Raw genomic sequence first — 17,614 nt, 5'->3', positions numbered from 1 at the left:
TCTTTTTAACTGTTTGATTAAACCCGAGGATCCGGATTGGACAATACCGCGGTGGTTTGCTCAAAGCGGAAATCATTGATGCGATCAGCCAACTGCGGATCGTTATTGGCCAGAATCTGGCAGGCCAGCAGTCCCGCGTTAAACGCACCGGCACCACCAATTGCCAGAGTGCCTACGGCTACGCCGCGGGGCATCTGGACAATGGATAACAGGCTATCCTGACCACTCAGAGCTTTACTCTGCACGGGCACACCCAGCACCGGCAAACGAGTCTTGGATGCCACCATACCCGGTAAGTGAGCTGCTCCACCGGCACCGGCAATAATCACCTCATAACCATTGTCTACGGCCGACTCGGAGAAAGTCATCAGCTTATCCGGGGTGCGGTGAGCCGATACCACTTCCACGTGATAGGCGACTTCCAGCTTATCCAGAATATCGGTGGCTTCTTTCATGGTATCCCAGTCACTTTTGGAACCCATGATCACGGCGACTTTTGGTTGCATATGCCCTACTCCTGCCCTTTTTTGGCGGATTAAACGTAAAAACCCGCTCTAATGGCGGGTCTTTGCTTGGCCCTGAGTCAGGGCTTGATAAACTTTGATTGGGGTTTGGCGCTACTTTAACCCATTGATTTGGCAGCGCTTTTCCCAGAACCAACAGCAGAAACACCAAACATTTCGGCACTGGCCCTATAGAAAGAAGCGGGAATTTTACGCATGTTGGCAACCAATGCAAGTCCTATTTATGATGCCCCATCCCCCTGATATCGGGTTAGCCAATCGGCAAACAATCGCTAAAGCATCTTTGTCAGTTGCCGCTAAACTCTCCTAAGAAGACCTATATATTTCGGGAGATATGATCGTGAAACCCCAAACCACTTTGCGTCAGATAACTTTGCGCCATGTAACAACAACTTTGGTTGCACTGGCCGCAGCCGTCGGCATTCACTCAGCCGCTCATGCGGTATCCGCCACCGGCACCGCCACGGTGACCTCTTTTGCTGACCCGACCATTACCCCGGGAGCCGACACCGATTTCGGCCTGATTCCCCTGACCGTAGGCGCCACCTGCGCCATGGATAATGCCGGCACAGTCACCGGCAGCTGTATTGATCCCGGTGGCGTGCAATCCATGGGCGACTTTACAATTTCAGGGTTACAGCCCAGCGTTGCGGTTCGCTTTACCCTGACAGGTGGCGACAGTGCCGGTAGCGAAATCACGTTTACCGCCGCCGGCGAAGCCGATGACGGCACCACCACCCTGAGCCTGGTGGACAGCATCCAATCCAACGTAGGCACTTTTACGACCACCGCCGTACCCGACAACATCGTGGTCACCGTGTTTGGTGACATTCTGGTGAATTCGGCACTGACCGCCAACACGACCTACAACATGACCTACACACTGGATGTGGTTTACGAATAAAAGACCGTAATCAGCGACGCACTAAAAGCCGGGGAAACCCGGCTTTTTTGTGCTCGAGTTGATCACTGCGACTCTTCCGGCAAGGTTTCGAGCGGCATCAGGCCACCTTTCAAATCCCCGGCCGAACGTGACCAACTTTGATCAGCCTGCTGCAACGCCATCAATTGCGCACACTGATCTTTACCCGCATCCAGAAATGGGCCGCCAAATACGGTAAATAATTCACGGCCATTGACCTGCCTTTTGATCACAGAGAGGTAATCATGCTGCTCCAGCAAAGCAATATTCTGGCTGCTGATGCGTGCGTAGCTGCCCAACTGACACACCACCGCATCGTCCGGAGCCTGAACCAGGCGCTGATGACTGAGACGTATTCTGGCCGGCAGGTTCTTGGGCACCACCTCCTGAGCAAATCCGGGGGCCGAGAACTTATTACCCCGCACCACAAAGGCGGCTTGGTCGTTACCTGAATAATCGAGAATGGCCTGTTTGCGCTTATGGGCCTGATCCGACACGCGATAGGGACCGGCCACCACGTAACTCTGCCCGGTTTCATGGTTGCGGAATACGTGCAGCTCATACTCATCATCCGGCAGTCGCGCGCGAATCATGTCCATATTGGGGACACTGTTGAACAGGCCCAGCTGAACGTAATAATCCTCGAAATTATGCGGGTATACTCTGGGGATTTTGCGCAACATCCAGGGCGTCTCCCGACCTGCAATTGTGCGCTTTGCGTTGTCCTGTGTAATTCTTGCCGGAGCAGCTGAGACCTTGGACTTTTCAACCCCAGCCGCTTTCACAGAAGCCTCTGACACCGAGGCCACTTGTACCAAAGTTAGCTTTTCTCTGTCTTCTGGCGGCACATCTGGCTCCGCTATAAAACGCTCTACCACCAGATCCGGCAGCCACTGGGCGCCCCCCTCCTGCGTGGTGATGACCGGCTTCAGCGACTGGCGCAATTTCAGCGAGCGTTCCACCAGATAATCGGGATCAATCTTGACCTTGTACTTGCCGGGCGCCAGCTGTGAAAACAGGTAATAACCATCCATCTCAGTCACCGTAGTGGCCACCGTGCGATTATCTTCACTGATGAGCGTCAGGGGCACACCGCCCTGGGCCCGGCTCATGCCGTTGTGGGAAAAGTACACCGAACCTTCGACTTCGTTCATGATTTGCAGCGGTACCTCAAACAAGGCCATACCACCGGGATGGGTTTTAATCACCGCATTCTCAACCACAGGCTGCAGATAGGGGTCATCGATTGAGGCCAAATCCACTTCGACCTTCTGGTGGGCATTGGGCGATGCCCCCACCAGCAGCACATCGCCGGTTTCCGACGTCGATAAATTGTGCCAACGGCGATTGCCGCGGAAGGATACGTCCTCAAGCCCCTCATCGCCCTCATCAAACACACGGTTGCGGTTGTTATCCACATAGGCGCGAGCATGAATGCGTGAACTGTAGCGCGATGCCTGATTATTCAGCACCACACTGCGGTCAAACGGGCTGAAATCCAAAGCCGTGGACACGCCCACGCTGGCAGCCCACTGTTCATCGTGGTTGTAGCCCACCGAAAAATTCAGATTGAAATAATCGTGACGCCAATTCAAACCGTGGGAGAAAGACCATTCGCTGAGCCGATCAGGGGCATACTGCACCCGGGTATTCATAAAAAACTTTTGATGGTTGCGCCAGCGAATCTCACCATTGAGCGACTGTAACTCCCAGTCATTCACCGGGTCCAACCGGGTTCGCAACGAATACTGGTGCTTGCCAATCAACTGGGTGGCAAACAGATCCGCCGCCATTTCATTGCCCCCGAGATTGCTGTTGTAGATCAACGAGCCCTGAATACTGCCGCCGGGCACCCGCTTGTAGAGCGTGCCATTCAAATAGGCATTGTCATCGGCATCGTACCAATCGGAATAGCGGCTGTTCAGACGCCAGCCCAACTGATTGGATTCTGAAAAGCTGCCACTGAACAGGGTATTGAGTTCAGAGCGCAGAGGATTCGATGAGCTCTGCAACTCACTGTCAAAATCACGATCAAACCAGGACAGATCACTGTTAATCCGAACCCCGCCAAAACGACCTGACATCCCCATAAACCACGCCTGACCATTTTTATCATCCAGAACGGTTTCAGCCTCGACACCAATACTGGCAAAGTTTTTCAGAAATCGGCCGCTGAGATAACGGCGGGACTCGCCACTGTCATCTTCACTCAACTGATGAACCCCAATCCCCAGAGAGGCGCTGTCACTGAGCCCATAGAGCAGGCTCAGGCGGCCCTCAAGATTACTCTCCATGGCATCGTTGCCTGCATCAATTAAGTGCTCGCTGCGATCGAGCAAAAAGCCTTCAAACCCCAGCTCGCCCTGATTCAGGCTGTTGCCATCCACATAAACTGTCTTGCTCAACTCCTGAATATCACCCTGAGGATTGTAGAGCTTGATGGTAAAATCATTTACACCAGTCAACAGATCAACGTCTTCAAAAATCAACCGGCCATCGTCATTGGTAACACTCGATGACAGAAACAAATTGCCGCGGAACAGCTCGGCACGCCACCCGGACGGCACATTCAAATCCACCGTCAGGCGCCGGAAACGCCCTGCGCCACTGGCCTCGCTGCCAAACTTGATGCCCAAACCACTGGCCGATGAATGCACCAAATTATCGCGATGGGTACTGATATCGCCAAAGCTGTAATTGGAGATCCCCAATGGGAAGCTGCTCTCCGGGGCGTTTTCGCGGAAAAACTTCAGGCGCTGCGAGTTGGAGTTCTCGGTGTCGCGGATATTCCACTCCACACTGTGGTACAGCAGATCCGCCACCCCTGTGGTATTGACCCGCAGAGATGAATCATCGGCTTCATTCCAGACGCTGTTTACCGACAGATAAAAAGACGGCGGGGTAAACACCTTATAACCATCAGCAAATGCCAGATCCGGCTCAAACTGATAACTGCCGGCATTGTAGCTGCGGGCTTTACGAGCCATTAGGGGCGCGTACTGCGGTTGTTCAGAAGCAAAGGTCAGCAGCAACTTGCTGTAATCAAAGGTAAGCGAGGCCTCCAGCAGTCCCTGCCAATCGGCGAGCGATAAATACGGGGTAAAACCATCATCCAGTGTTTGCGCCAGAGCCACATCCGGGCATTGATCCTGCGGCAGCGACAACTTCACATGCCCCCCATCCACAGCAGCCGATACATCCAGCGCGTAAGCCAGCCCATCCACAGGTAAATACAGCTCACCTGCCAGGTGATAGCCCTCGAGTGACGATGACAACAGATTAGGCCCGGCCTTTAAAGCCACCACCAGCCAATCCTCTTCTCTGGCCGGCTGCATGTGCTCAGCCACATCGTATTGGCACTCCGCTGCCTCAGCCAAAGGGGACCCCGGCAACAGCAAAACGGGCAGCAGTAAAACGCAGAAAGCCAGACATTGCTGCCTGACTCCCGAAACCTCTGCTTTAAGCCGGCCAACCGCTCTCATAGGCAACTACCGGTAAGGCACCTTCAGCTGGGTTTCCAGGTTGCCCGATATGCCGTGCTCCACAAAAGAGACGCTGACATCCCCCTCCGGCTCTCCCGATAAAGGCAATGTCAGGTAGCGCTGATTGATATTGGGGTAAACCGAGATACCCTTTACAAAGGCCAGTGACTGGCCACCTGAAGACACATCAAACTCGCCATAAATTGAGCGCCCCCCCTGCCGCTGCAGGCGCAAACCAAGTTGCCACTGACCCTGTTTATTTTGGGTGATGACCGCCTGATCCATGACCAATCCAGCGCCTTCGCGTAAATTGCCCTGACGCACAAATACCGGAATGTTATAGGCCATCTGTTTGGAAAACTGGGGTGCCCCCGAATCACCTTCCGTCGCCGGGCGGGTCAGTACCCGCACAAACGAGTAATACTCACCCTTGGCCAGATCCGGGTATTTTTTGAGTTTGAAGCGCACCACCTGAGACTGCCCTGACGCCAAAGCTCCTTTACGGGGGGAAAACTTGATCAACTCACCGGCCGAATGCTCTGGTTGATGATCACGCTCATAAAACTCAATCCGGCCATCTTCCTGCATGGCCGCGGCCCGCAAAGCAATGCGATACACAATCGGCTCAGGGCCGTTATTGAGCAATCGCATGGAATGGGAACGCTTGGCACCCTCAAACACGATCCGCTGCTCAGACAAACTCACCCCGTGCAGGCTCGTCACCCACAGCAGAATCGTCAAAAAAATGAATATGCGAGACAAATTTCAACCCCCATAAGAAAATCGTCAAAAAAACGACAACAGAGATCCTGTATCAGCACAGAGCGTGCCAGCTGGGACACTGAAAGGCCGGCGATTTCATACCTTCGCCCGATGGAGAAAAATACCGCCACCCTTCAGATTGTCCGTGATCAAATATGGCGATAAAAAAATGGATTCATCAGCCCCTGACTTTTCCCAGCTGGCCGATCAAGAGTTTCACTACTGGCAGGAGCTTGCCTATGACGACCCGAATAAACGCCCCAAAGCCAACACCATCACAGCACGAAAACAACGGATTAATAGGCTGAAAACCCACTTTGGCAGCACCCCCATTGATGCTATCAGCACTTTTGATGTCGCCAGATATTACGACACCCTAACCAGCACCCATGAATACCAAAAGATAAGAGGCATTCTCACCAGTGTCTTTCAATACGCCAGAACTAGAGGCCTATTCCCCGATCATCTGGTCAACCCGGGACAAGCGGCCCAACTTAAACGCGTTGCCAAACCCACCAGCCGCAAAGCTATGGAACCCGCTCAATACCGCGCGATTTATCATGAAGCACCAGAATGGCTGCAGATCGCCATGGATTTGATTCTTCAAACTGCCTTAAGGCAACAGGATATCTGGGCTCTGCGGTGGGATCAGATCAGAGACAACGGCCTGTTTGTTATCCCGCAGAAGTCCCAGACCCAGCGGAGAAACCAGCAACGACAAAGTCACTTGTGCTTCGAACTGGATAAAAACCACAGCCTGACAGCCATTTTAAATCGAGCCGCTGGCGTCAAACGTGAACTGGAAGAGCACTACCAACAAGCCAAATCCTGCCCTTTTATCGTTATGAGAACAGATATACAACGAATCAAACACTCTGCAAACAAGAACAGCCCCTTCCAAATCAACCGAACTCTGGCAGCCCACGCCCTGAAAAAAGCCAGAGACAGAGCAATGGAAAATACTAATTTTTTCAACGGGTTAACCCGAGAACAATTACCGGCCTTCCATGGCATCCGAAAATTAAGCCTGCAATTAATGCGAAAAGCCGGCGCAGATGACCAGTATTTACAAGCCATCGCCGCACATACCGATTTCAAACTGACTGAAGAAAGCTACCTGACACCCAACACAACGAGCTGGCAAAAGCTTGGGCACTATGACATTAAACTGCCTTAAGGGGACCGCCAAACAGCCGACCAAATGGTGTACAGTTGAACCATATTTGCATCAAAAAGAGAGTTCTATTAAAAGTGAACAGATTTATGAGATCAAATACAAGAAACCCTAATTCACAAGGCTATACAGAGCGAAAAAAAGGTCTAAAATAAGAATTATATTTAACCCTCAAAATATACCCACACTAATCTGAGGCTGATATGAGCGGTGTAACAAAAATGATGGCTGGCGTTTCTGCCAGCATTACAGAGTTTAAGGCAAACCCTAATTCAGTGATTCAACAATCTGATGGAGAGGCAGTGGCTGTGCTAAAGAGCAACGAACCCTGCTTCTACGCGGTACCACCAGCACTGTTTGAAATGATGACTGAGGCAATGGAAGATCTGGCTTTATTGACTCAATCCAATGAACGATTGAATGACGGCAAAACTACCATCGAAGTAAGTTTGAATGACCTATAAACTGAAATTTCACCCAGATGCCTTAAAGGAATGGGAAAATCTTCCGACAGTGGTGAAAAGCTTTTTCAAAAAGAAACTAAAAGAACGCTTGGAGCATCCACATATTCCAAAGGCGAGACTATCCGGAGCTCAAAATATTTATAAAATAAAAATTAAAAATCCGCCTTTTCGCCTGACATATCATGTCAATGATAACGAACTTATTGTTACAGCCTTAAGTATTGGTAAGAGAGATAAAGACGTTTACAAAGATATGCTCAAACGCATCTAAGGCTCTGAGCCATAGCCACAACCTTCATCATATGCTTAGGAGGCAAGAAATGGTAAATCTACCGCCAGAAACCCTAAATTAAAGGCTAAAGCCTCTGGCGGCTCAGAATTTGGTAGGACTACCCAGATTCGAACTGGGGACCTCTACCATGTCAAGGTAGCGCTCTAACCAACTGAGCTATAGTCCTAGAAAAGAGGCGCGAACTTTACCAGCGATATTTAATTATGACAACCCCACAACCTGTCATTCTGACAAGCTTTTGCTCCTGCAAAGCCTGCATACATGCCTTCCATGGCAATAAGCAAAGCGAAGAATCTAATCTGGAACACACTCCTTCTTTGTCACACCGAACACCCTATCCTGAAACCCCGAACGTCCCATCCTCGTCATCCCGAACGAACGTGAGGGATCTCCCAATCAATCTACAGACCTAGCCCTATAACTCCTAACCCCCTTTCGAATAAACACCGCAAACACCCCAATCATCCCACCCAGCACAACCGACAGAGCCATAACCAAATGACGTTTTGGGCTCACAGGTTTCTTGGGATCAAACGCCCACTTCACCACATTAATGCCTTCAACATCACCAACGGTATCCATAGTAGCCCGCTGTACACGCATTAATATCAGCTCTTTTTGTAATTCAGCCCGCGCTAAAGACTCTGCCTCCAATACGAATTCACTCTGTAACTGCGCCTCGAAAGCGGCGATATCACGATCCAGCGCTGTGCGCTTGCCTTCAATCAAATTCAATGCCGCAGCTTTTGAAGCGGCTTTTACCAAGGTATTTAATTGCTCTGCCATACCATCCGGACTAACCGTCTCCACCGTAACGCCATACACCTTGCTTTTTCGGCCTGGCGACTTCACTTTTGCTGACAGGCTGCGATCCAGAACTGAAGCCTGAAATTCCTTATCAGTAATAAGCCTACCCGAAAGCTCTGAAAGCTCTGAAAGCTCTGAAAACTCCTCAGGTTCAACAAACAAACTACGGCTTTCAAGCGCCGTTAAAGATTGGTATTGCAACGCAACCGAGTAAACATCCTTTTGCAAAGACAACCAGCCACCGCCAACCAATGTCGCCAGCACAGTACAAGCTACAATCAACCACTTTCCCTGCCACATAATCACAAACAACTCCATCAAATCGATTTCGTCGTCCCGGTAGTCTTGATAGTTATTGTTATTATTCGGTGAATCACCTTGCTGATTCATATATCCCCCGCACGCAGCCTAAATAAGCAAAAAAACAAAGCACAAAGGTATCTATCCCGCCCTTTTAAGACAACCATTAAAATCTCACGAAACCTCAAATAATTGCTTAAAAATCAAACAGTTAATTTTTTTAAAATAAAAGGTTGACGCCCCAGACACGGGTCATTATTATACGCGCCATCTTGTGACGGACGCACAGCATCCCAAACAGGAATACCAATCCGCCTTAGCTCAGTTGGTAGAGCAAATGACTGTTAATCATTGGGTCGCTGGTTCGAGCCCAGCAGGCGGAGCCAAATTTAAAAGGGGGAAGCAGAAATGCTTCCCCCTTTTTTGTTTCTATTGACTCATATCACATTAGAGAAACCCTTTTGTAGCTCTGGTTTATAAAATTCGATATAAATAGTCCCAGAAACGCACAACCTCGTCATTGCGAGGAGCAACGCGACGAAGCAATCTTCAGCAAAAGGCTCACAACACCAATGCTCCAACGCCTGTTCAACGCCAACCGCTCCACCAAACGCACCATCACTGTCATTTACGACATACTAGCCATTTCCATAAGCTTATATTTGGCTATTGCACTACGCTTAGGCGAGATAACCATCAAACTGGACCTGCCAATCCTAGCCAGCTTTGCAACAACGCTATTGATCTCCTTGGCTTTGATGATAAAGCTGGGTCTTTACCGTGCCATTCTGCGTTACGCTCCCCTGGAAAGCCTATTATCTATCGCCATGGCGACCACTTTTTCTGCCATTGCCCTAGCCTGTAGCAGCTTCTTTTTCCAATCAGATATACCCAGATCATCCCCTATCATCTACCTATTAGCTTGCACAATATTACTGGGTGCTCCGCGAATACTGATCCGCAACCTGATTCAATTTAGCCGCTACGGTATCAATGGCTTAAATAAAACCGACAAGTATAAAGAACCTGTCATTATCTACGGCGCAGGATATGCCGGCTACCAGCTAGCTCAAAACCTGAATAACGACCACAAATACATCGCCAAAGCCTTTGTGGATGACGACAAAAAATTGTGGGGCAACAAACTAAAAAACATCAACGTCTACCAACCTGAAAAGCTGGATGAATTGGCTAGACGCTACCAGGTAAAAACCGTGCTATTGGCCCTAGGCAGCGCAACACGATCTGAGCGCCGAGCAATTGTCGATCAAATTGAAAAAGCAAACCTAAAAGCGCAAACCATCCCCCCTATAAATGACATCATCTCAGGCAAAGCCCGTATTGAAGATATCAAACCCGTAGCCATTGAAGACTTACTGGGCAGAGATCCTGTCCCGCCAAAACTTGAATTGATGAATGCCTGTATCAAAGACAAGAATGTAATGGTAACTGGTGCTGGTGGATCAATCGGTTCTGAGCTTTGCCGAAAAATTATCGCTCAAAACCCACAAACACTGGTTTTATTTGAACTAAATGAATTTGCCCTCTACCAGTTAGAACAAGAGCTAACAACATTAAGCACCAAGCACCCTGAAATTAATACCAAGATTGTTCACACGATTGGCAATATCCAGGATCAACAAACACTGGAACAAGCCATGAAAGATAATCAGATTCAGACCATATACCACGCTGCAGCCTACAAGCATGTGCCACTGGTAGAAGATAATATTAACGCTGGAGTAAAAAACAATATTGTTGGCACTTGGCGATGTGCCGAAGCTGCTATCAATACAAGCGTAGAATCTTTTGTGCTGATTTCTACCGACAAAGCCGTACGCCCTACCAATATTATGGGTGCCACCAAACGCATGGCAGAACTTGTGCTTCAAGCACTCTCTCAGCGACAAAATACAACCCGTTTTACCATGGTAAGATTTGGCAATGTGCTAGGATCTTCCGGGTCTGTAATACCAAAATTTAAAGAACAAATCGCAAAAGGCGGGCCCATCACCCTTACTCACCCGAATATTATCAGGTATTTTATGACTATCCCTGAAGCGGCAGAATTGGTGATTCAAGCTGGTGCTATGGGTAAAGGTGGAGATGTATTCGTACTAGATATGGGCGAACCAGTTAAGATTATAGATCTAGCAAAGAGAATGATTAGCCTATCCGGCATGAAAGAAAAAACCCACAACACCCTCTCAGGTGATATAGCTATTGAAATAACCGGACTACGACCAGGCGAAAAGCTCTATGAAGAACTATTGATCGGAGATAATGTAACAGGAACGAAACACCCTAGAATTATGAGGGCGGAAGAAAAATTTATTTCTTGGGAAAAGACCAAGGAATTTCTTAATACATTTTCCGAGAGCAATGATAAAGCCATTTTGACCGACAAATTATTAAAGGCTCCAACCGATTATAAAATATCTTCATCAACCGGAAATCCTGATAATAAGATACTTAAATTAGCAAATAGCTAACACCTTATGAAAATTCTTATAACCGGTGCCTCCGGATTTATAGGCCGAAAAGTCTATGATAGATTAACTAAAAATCACGAGCATGAAGTCGTCAGCTGTGTTCGGAGAAAGAATTCTAATAGCCCAGTCAGCTCACTAGAAATTGGAACCATCAACTCAAAAACGAATTGGACTGATGCTTTAAAAGATTGCGACGTGGTAATTCATTTGGCCGCAAGAGCACACATCCTTGAACAAAATGAAGATAATCCAATAGAATTATTTAGAGAAAGCAACACCAAAGCTACGATCAACCTAGCCAATCAAGCTGCACAGGCCGGTGTAAAACGTTTTATTTTTATCAGCTCTATCGGCGTAAATGGCTCATCCAATAAAACGCCCTTTAAAGAAACAGACTGTCCTGAACCTTCCGAGCCTTATGCTATAAGCAAGTGGGAGGCTGAACAAGGCCTATGGGGAATTCAAGGTAATACTGATTTAGAAATTGTGATCATCAGACCACCCTTGGTTTACGGCAGCAATGCGCCTGGAAATTTTGGTAAAATGGTAAGATGGATTGAATCAGGCATTCCGCTGCCTCTAGGCGCTATCAACAACAAGCGATCCCTAATTTCCGTAGACAACCTCACAGATATAATTTTAAGGTGCGTAACCCTAAAAGAAGCCGCTAACCAACTATTTTTGGTGAGTGATGGCCACAACATTTCTACAACAGAACTATTAAGAGCCATAGCAAAAGCCAAAAAAGTGCCAAGCCGCTTAGTACCAATACCACCTATAGCTTTAAAGATAGCCGCAAAATTAATAGGAAAACAAGAAATAGCTAAGAAAATTATAGATTCTCTACAAGTGGATCCTACAAAATCAAAAGACCTACTAGGCTTCCGCTCTAGGAAAAAAACCACCGACTTGATAAAAGAAATTATTTAACAAAAATGCTCCGACTATTCGATATAATATTTTCATTTACAGGGCTAGTCCTTCTTAGCCCTATTTTGGTACTGCTAACTATTATCGGTATATTTGATACAGGCTCTCCTCTATTCAGGCAATCTAGAGTTGGGCGACATAAACAGCCTTTCACACTAGTAAAATTTAGGACGATGAAACCGAATACAGAATCAGTTGCAACACATTTAGTCGATTCATCTACAATAACAAAATTTGGCCATTTTCTTAGAAGAACTAAACTAGACGAATTACCCCAACTTTGGAATGTTTTAATAGGCGAAATGAGCCTAGTCGGTCCTAGACCATGTCTTTTAAATCAATTAGAACTAATAGCCGAGAGAGAAAAGCAAGATATATTTAAAGTTCGCCCAGGAATTACAGGCCTAGCACAAATCAACAAAATTGATATGTCTACCCCAGAAAAGTTAGCGGAAGTAGACAAGATCATGATAGAAGAATTATCTGTTTACAAGTATTTTCATTACATTCTAATGACAGTTATAGGAAAAGGATTGGGAGATAGAGTTAAATAACCCTGAAGAACATTAACTACTCCAAATCATATGATAAGCCATTGTATAAGCCACAGAAAAATCCGCACGAACAACCTCACCAGCAGCGTTACTAAAATGGTAAAAAGCGGACTACAGACAACTTCCGATTACGAGTTCTATCTGAGCCAACTCATATGACTTCAGAACTACTAGGAATTTCAGGCATTCTATTCTCTGGAATTCTTGTTTTCTTTTTTTCTGCTAAATATCCAGAGTATTCACGTGCACTTTTTGCTGCATACAGCTTAAGAGTACTTACTATTTGTTTTAATGAATTCATTGCCCCCTTGCCTGACAGCCGAGGCGATGCCATAAACTTTGAGGAGTATGCCTGGCAATTATCTAAAGACGGGCTAGAAAACATACTTCTCCAGTTTAATGGCCCGTCTAGTTATTTCCTGAGCTGGCTTGTTTCAATAATCTATTATTTTACCGACCGAAGTCCTTTGTTAATACAATCTATCAGCTTAACTTTTGGGATGGCTTCTGTTTTATCTGGTGCATTATTAAGCAAAGAGCTTTGGGGCAGAAGAACTTCCAAAAAAGTGGTATGGGCGCTAGCTATTTTCCCTTCATTAATATTGTACTCCGTTTTGATCCTACGGGAAGCTTATATAATTTTTTTCCTCCTGTGCGCCATTCGTTACATGGTCACATGGATAAGATCAGGATCCCCACGCTCCATTATATTTGGAGTAACTTCTTTCGTTGCAGCAGGTTTTTTCCATGGCGCGATGTTTTTGGGAGTATTTATCTTTGCTGGATTAATCCTATTAAAGCTTGTTAAAAATTCTTATAGAGCAAGGGGAAAGACAAAACTAATATCATTTGCAACCCTTATCGTGTGTAGCATTTTCTTTTTAACCTCACTTAACTTATTGAAAAGTGAAAAAATTCCTAAGTTAGGATCACTTGACAAGCTCCTTAATATTGAAAGAGTTTTATTCGTAATTCAGTCAAAATCTGGCAAAAATGAAGGAGGCGCAGATTATCCAGATTGGGTTACACCTAAAAAACCAATTGAGATACTTTATTTATCCCCTATTCGGATAAGCTATTATCTTTTTTCGCCTTTCATATGGGATATCAAGAAAAGCTCCCATCTAATTGGAATGATCGATGGCTTTCTGTATTTCTTTCTAACAATATTAATTTGGAAAAGTAGATCTTACATATGGAGCAATCCTGCAGCAAAATCAATTTTATTTTCCACTCTTATTTTTATAATAATCTTTTCATTTGGCTCAGGGAATTTTGGGACAGGAATTAGACATAGAGCAAAACTTGCAATATTGATAATAATTTTAGCTGGACCAGCTCTACCTGCCATAAAGAGAAGGGTGGGTTATTTACCAGATACAAACCCTCAATGAGAGTTCCCAACGTACTTATAGGTGTCAACTCAAAAAGTCACACTACTTATCCATAATTATCAGATCCGCATAAACATCCATATGTAGTGATACGATTTTTTGTATTGAAAATTTATCCTCTGCTAACTGCCTCCCTGACAACCCCATTTTTTTACGCAAACTAGCATCTTCAACAAACCTCTTTATCGCCGATGCCAGTTTCACCGAATCACGCGGGGGAACCAGAATTCCCGTAATATTTGATATTACTGCATCCCTACAGCCAGGCACATCCGTTGTTACAATAGGCCTTCCGCAAGCCGCAGCCTCTATAAGAGATTTGGGCAAGCCTTCACGATAAGAAGGTAAACATACAATATGAGATTCTGCATAATCTTTAGCTATATCATCACTATATCCAAGATATTGAACATTTCCTTCTTTAACAATCAGATCCAATTCAGCCATTGATAGCGACGATGAATTATCCTGATCAATCTCGCCAACAAGCTTAAAAATAACTTTAACATCTTCCTCTTTTAAGATTCTTGCTGCTTCAGCAAACTCGAAAACCCCCTTGTCTCTTAACAGCCTTGAAGCCATTATCACTACAGGGGTACTTATTTGTTCTGTTGAATATGGAAATTCAATAAGATTCACGCCAGACCCAGGAATAAGAACTGACTTACTTTCAACAAGCAAACCAGAATCAATAAAATAATTTTGATCATTTATATTTTGAAAGATAACTCTTAGATTTGACTTGCCAAAAATAAACCTTGCAAGCAAGTTAAATATAAACCTAATAATTAAATCCCGCTTAGAACTGGAAATAAAAACCGACCCTAAACCAGCTATTGCAGCACAACTCCCCCTTACCCCTAACACTCGAGCAAGAAAACCACCAATAACAACTTGCTTCAAGGTAACCAAATGAACAAGGTCCGGCCTAACGTTTATAAAAAGAGTAAAAACATCATATACACCTTTAAACTCATTAATGATACTTTGTTTTCCTCTTTGCACTCTAACGGAGTGATAAGTAAACCCGAGATTCTTTATAGTAGATATATCATTGTCCACATCCTTTGAACTTGGAGCAGCCACATGGACATCATAACCTGATTTTTTGGCCTCAACCGCAATATCCAAACGATGGGACAAAAAGTATTTAACATTATTAACAAGAAAAATAACTTTTTTCATAAAAAAACAAAATATATATAGAACCACTTAACTAATAATCTGTTCTTCCAAATAGTAATTCGATGAAAGAACTTTATCCTTCCCATGCTTCTAAATATTTTTCCGACATAATGCCCAGGCCAAAATTGTTTTTAATTCTATCGCGAGCTGCTTTCTTTCTATTAGCCCAAAGCGATGATTCCCTTTTAGCCTCTACGGCTAAGCTAATAGCGTCACCTAAATCTGATGGAGAAGAAGGGGGGACAACCCAGCCACTATCTCCGACTATATAAGCTGCATCACCAACATCAGTCGTAACACAAGGTATACCACAAGACATAGCCTCACATATTACATTAGGAAAAGCTTCACCGAAGGCGCTGGAGGTAACATGCAAATCAATTGCATTCATTATTGACGGAATATCCTCTTGTCGCCCCAAAAGATGAACCGCACCAGGGAGATTAAGGTCATCAAGATTTTTTGTTAATTCCTCATTTGAGTCATCTAGCCCAGAACCTACCAAAAGTAGATCAACAGAGCAGCCTTTTTTTACCAAATAGCTGAGACTATTCAAAAGATTCAAATGATCCTTCTGAGGAGCATAACGACCTACACTGCCTACTAAAAAGTCACTTTCACAAGCACTTAAGTTCTCTCTTACTTTTTCTCGCAACTGTAAATCAGGTATAAAATTTCCTGTATCATACCCATTTCTAACTACCACAGCCCTACTCTCAGAATAACCCTCATTAACATGTATTTCTTTTGATTTATCTCCACAATATATAACGGCCTTAGGTATGAAATGCGAAAGCAAAGCACAGGCCTTAGAAATTAAGCGAGTTAACAAAGGGTCTACACCAGGTATCAAATTTGTGTGATGAACCCCCCAAAAAATATCGACATTTCTAAAAAAGAAGCCACATAAGGCCGCGATAAAATTCCCATGATACATCCAACCCTGTATAAGATCAGGCTTAGACTTTCGTATTATGGAGAACATTTTGCGCACACTCCAAATATCAGACTGTAAATCCAATATATGAATTTTCACACCCTCAGCTTCAAGCAAAGGGACATACTTCCCTCCATTGCCAAGGCAAACTACCTCATGAATATGCTGAGGCAAAGAAAGAATCAATCGGTATAAAACCGCTTCTGCACCACCGTCTTTAAGATCAGTTATAATATGGATAATCTTCAATTAGAAAAACTCCCAATAATACGCTGATACTGATCAGCAACATTATCAACATTAAAATATTCAGCCCTCTCTTGTAATAAACGACTATCAAAATTGCTATTTCTTAGCACATTAGAAATTGAACGCGCCAAGGCAACTTCATCATCAACTGGCACCAAAATACCTATATTGTCTGAATTTAGTATTTCACTCGGGCCACTAGGGCAGTCAGTCGAAATTACAGGAGTCCCCAATGACAAAGCCTCAACAATTACGTTCCCAAAGCCCTCAAAATCAGAAGAAAGAACTAGAACATCCGCTCGCGTAATATATTGAAAAGGATTATCTACAAACCCCAAAAATCTAACATTTGAAGACAAATTAAGTTGATTAACAAGATTTTCCAAAGTGTTCCGCTCACCCCCGTCCCCCAGTATCAGCAATTTGGCAGAGGGGATCCCCTTTACAACATCCGAAAACGAATGAATAAGTAGATCAAACCTTTTTTGGACAACAAGCCTACCTACACCAATAATTGTTGGGCTATCAAAATCATCTAGAGTTGAAGCTTCAGCCATTTTTTGGATTGAAGTTGTATCTACAGGGTTATAAATTATTTCTATGTTCTTCAAATCCAAACCAAGTACTGACGACAAATCCTTTGCTACGCCTTTCGAAACAGCAATCACTTTCGTAGCACTTCGGTACAACACTTTTGCACCAAACAGTATCAACCCTCGTTTAAAAAAATTGAGCGCTGCTTTCTCGTTAGTAAAATTATTATGTTCTGTAACTATCAACTGACAGCGTTTGAAAGAAAGCAACCAACATAAGATTGACACCAAATTTAAATGGGTCAAGCACGTGAAAACAGTTTTAGATTTGCAGTTCCAAAAAAAGTTAAAAATGAAAAAGAAGCTTTTTAATGCGCCTCCCCTGCCTATAACTTTATAACCTACATTTTCAATCAAAAGATCCTTATATGGCCCCTCTTCAGAGAGCACAAGAATCTCCACATCCTCACCTCTAGAAGCTAATTTATTAGCAATATCAATAAAGACTCTTTCCGCCCCGCCGCCCCTAAATGAAGGCATAAAAAAATTAATCACTTATGCCGTCTCAATAATCGTCACATGAAATTTCACTTTGACCACCTTATCATCTTCA

The 17,614-nt window shown here is 45.0% G+C and carries 15 protein-coding genes and 2 tRNA genes; 9 read left to right on the top strand and 8 right to left on the bottom strand.

The genetic code is table 11. The annotated features are described in order from the left end of the window. Window positions 1-17: 17 nt before the first annotated feature. Window positions 18-506 carry a 5-(carboxyamino)imidazole ribonucleotide mutase gene (gene purE / locus ACPXV9_RS07575; RefSeq protein ID WP_423895845.1) on the bottom strand — a complete coding sequence of 163 codons (489 nt, stop codon included), beginning with the start codon at window positions 504-506 and terminating at the stop codon, window positions 18-20. Window positions 507-864: 358 nt separating this feature from the next. Here purE and ACPXV9_RS07570 point away from each other — a divergent pair, with 358 nt between their 5' ends. Beyond that, window positions 865-1,428, top strand: coding sequence for a hypothetical protein (locus ACPXV9_RS07570; protein ID WP_423895844.1), 564 nt, complete (start codon window positions 865-867; stop codon window positions 1,426-1,428). Between the two features lie 62 nt (window positions 1,429-1,490). Here ACPXV9_RS07570 and ACPXV9_RS07565 read toward each other — a convergent pair whose 3' ends face one another. Together ACPXV9_RS07565 and ACPXV9_RS07560 are read right to left on the bottom strand one after the other, a co-directional pair. After that, window positions 1,491-4,823, bottom strand: coding sequence for an SdrD B-like domain-containing protein (locus tag ACPXV9_RS07565; protein WP_423895843.1), 3,333 nt, complete (start codon window positions 4,821-4,823; stop codon window positions 1,491-1,493). Between the two features lie 111 nt (window positions 4,824-4,934). Further along, window positions 4,935-5,690 (bottom strand): fimbrial biogenesis chaperone, encoded by a 756-nt coding sequence (locus tag ACPXV9_RS07560; protein ID WP_423895842.1) that lies wholly within the window; start codon window positions 5,688-5,690, stop codon window positions 4,935-4,937. Window positions 5,691-5,859: 169 nt separating this feature from the next. Between ACPXV9_RS07560 and ACPXV9_RS07555 the strand changes: the two genes are divergently transcribed. The 3 genes from ACPXV9_RS07555 (at window position 5,860) to ACPXV9_RS07545 (ending at window position 7,599) form a co-directional block, all read left to right on the top strand. Beyond that, window positions 5,860-6,867, top strand: coding sequence for a tyrosine-type recombinase/integrase (locus ACPXV9_RS07555; protein ID WP_423895841.1), 1,008 nt, complete (start codon window positions 5,860-5,862; stop codon window positions 6,865-6,867). A gap of 200 nt (window positions 6,868-7,067) precedes the next feature. Next, window positions 7,068-7,328, top strand: a complete 261-nt coding sequence (locus tag ACPXV9_RS07550; protein ID WP_423895840.1) for a type II toxin-antitoxin system Phd/YefM family antitoxin — start codon at window positions 7,068-7,070, stop codon at window positions 7,326-7,328. Beyond that, window positions 7,318-7,599 (top strand): type II toxin-antitoxin system RelE family toxin, encoded by a 282-nt coding sequence (locus ACPXV9_RS07545; RefSeq protein ID WP_423895839.1) that lies wholly within the window; start codon window positions 7,318-7,320, stop codon window positions 7,597-7,599. Before ACPXV9_RS07550 ends, ACPXV9_RS07545 begins: the two co-directional genes overlap by 11 nt. Before the next feature lie 110 nt (window positions 7,600-7,709). Here the strand turns inward: ACPXV9_RS07545 and ACPXV9_RS07540 are convergent. Together ACPXV9_RS07540 and ACPXV9_RS07535 are read right to left on the bottom strand one after the other, a co-directional pair. Beyond that, window positions 7,710-7,786 (bottom strand) — tRNA-Val (locus ACPXV9_RS07540). Window positions 7,787-8,016: 230 nt separating this feature from the next. After that, a complete protein-coding gene (locus tag ACPXV9_RS07535; RefSeq protein WP_423895838.1) occupies window positions 8,017-8,817 on the bottom strand; it encodes a GNVR domain-containing protein in 801 nt (266 codons plus the stop codon). A 220-nt stretch (window positions 8,818-9,037) separates the two neighbouring features. Here ACPXV9_RS07535 and ACPXV9_RS07530 point away from each other — a divergent pair. From ACPXV9_RS07530 to ACPXV9_RS07510, 5 genes are all read left to right on the top strand, one after another. Beyond that, window positions 9,038-9,113, top strand: a tRNA-Asn gene (locus tag ACPXV9_RS07530). A 186-nt stretch (window positions 9,114-9,299) separates the two neighbouring features. Next, on the top strand, window positions 9,300-11,219 hold the full coding sequence (locus ACPXV9_RS07525) for a polysaccharide biosynthesis protein (protein ID WP_423895837.1): 1,920 nt from the start codon (window positions 9,300-9,302) through the stop codon (window positions 11,217-11,219). 6 nt (window positions 11,220-11,225) lie between these two features. Further along, window positions 11,226-12,149, top strand: coding sequence for an NAD-dependent epimerase/dehydratase family protein (locus tag ACPXV9_RS07520; protein WP_423895836.1), 924 nt, complete (start codon window positions 11,226-11,228; stop codon window positions 12,147-12,149). 5 nt (window positions 12,150-12,154) lie between these two features. Then, window positions 12,155-12,703 (top strand): sugar transferase, encoded by a 549-nt coding sequence (locus ACPXV9_RS07515; protein WP_423895835.1) that lies wholly within the window; start codon window positions 12,155-12,157, stop codon window positions 12,701-12,703. Between the two features lie 155 nt (window positions 12,704-12,858). Next, window positions 12,859-14,097 carry a hypothetical protein gene (locus tag ACPXV9_RS07510; protein ID WP_423895834.1) on the top strand — a complete coding sequence of 413 codons (1,239 nt, stop codon included), beginning with the start codon at window positions 12,859-12,861 and terminating at the stop codon, window positions 14,095-14,097. 42 nt (window positions 14,098-14,139) lie between these two features. On the opposite strand, the gene ACPXV9_RS07505 is transcribed toward ACPXV9_RS07510, so the two are convergent. The 3 genes from ACPXV9_RS07505 to ACPXV9_RS07495 form a co-directional block, all read right to left on the bottom strand. Further along, entirely contained in the window at window positions 14,140-15,282 is a 1,143-nt protein-coding gene (locus tag ACPXV9_RS07505; RefSeq protein WP_423895833.1) for a glycosyltransferase family 4 protein, read from the bottom strand. A gap of 73 nt (window positions 15,283-15,355) precedes the next feature. Next, window positions 15,356-16,468, bottom strand: a complete 1,113-nt coding sequence (locus tag ACPXV9_RS07500) for a glycosyltransferase (protein WP_423895832.1) — start codon at window positions 16,466-16,468, stop codon at window positions 15,356-15,358. After that, a complete protein-coding gene (locus ACPXV9_RS07495) occupies window positions 16,465-17,556 on the bottom strand; it encodes a glycosyltransferase (protein ID WP_423895831.1) in 1,092 nt (363 codons plus the stop codon). Before ACPXV9_RS07495 ends, ACPXV9_RS07500 begins: the two co-directional genes overlap by 4 nt. Window positions 17,557-17,614: the final 58 nt, after the last annotated feature.

It is taken from the genome of Candidatus Pelagadaptatus aseana (genome assembly GCF_040362265.1).
GTDB classification, from domain to species: Bacteria; Pseudomonadota; Gammaproteobacteria; order Pseudomonadales; family Cellvibrionaceae; genus Pelagadaptatus; species Pelagadaptatus aseana.
Note: the sequence above shows the minus strand (reverse complement) of the source record. Positions and strands in the feature narration are given on the sequence as shown.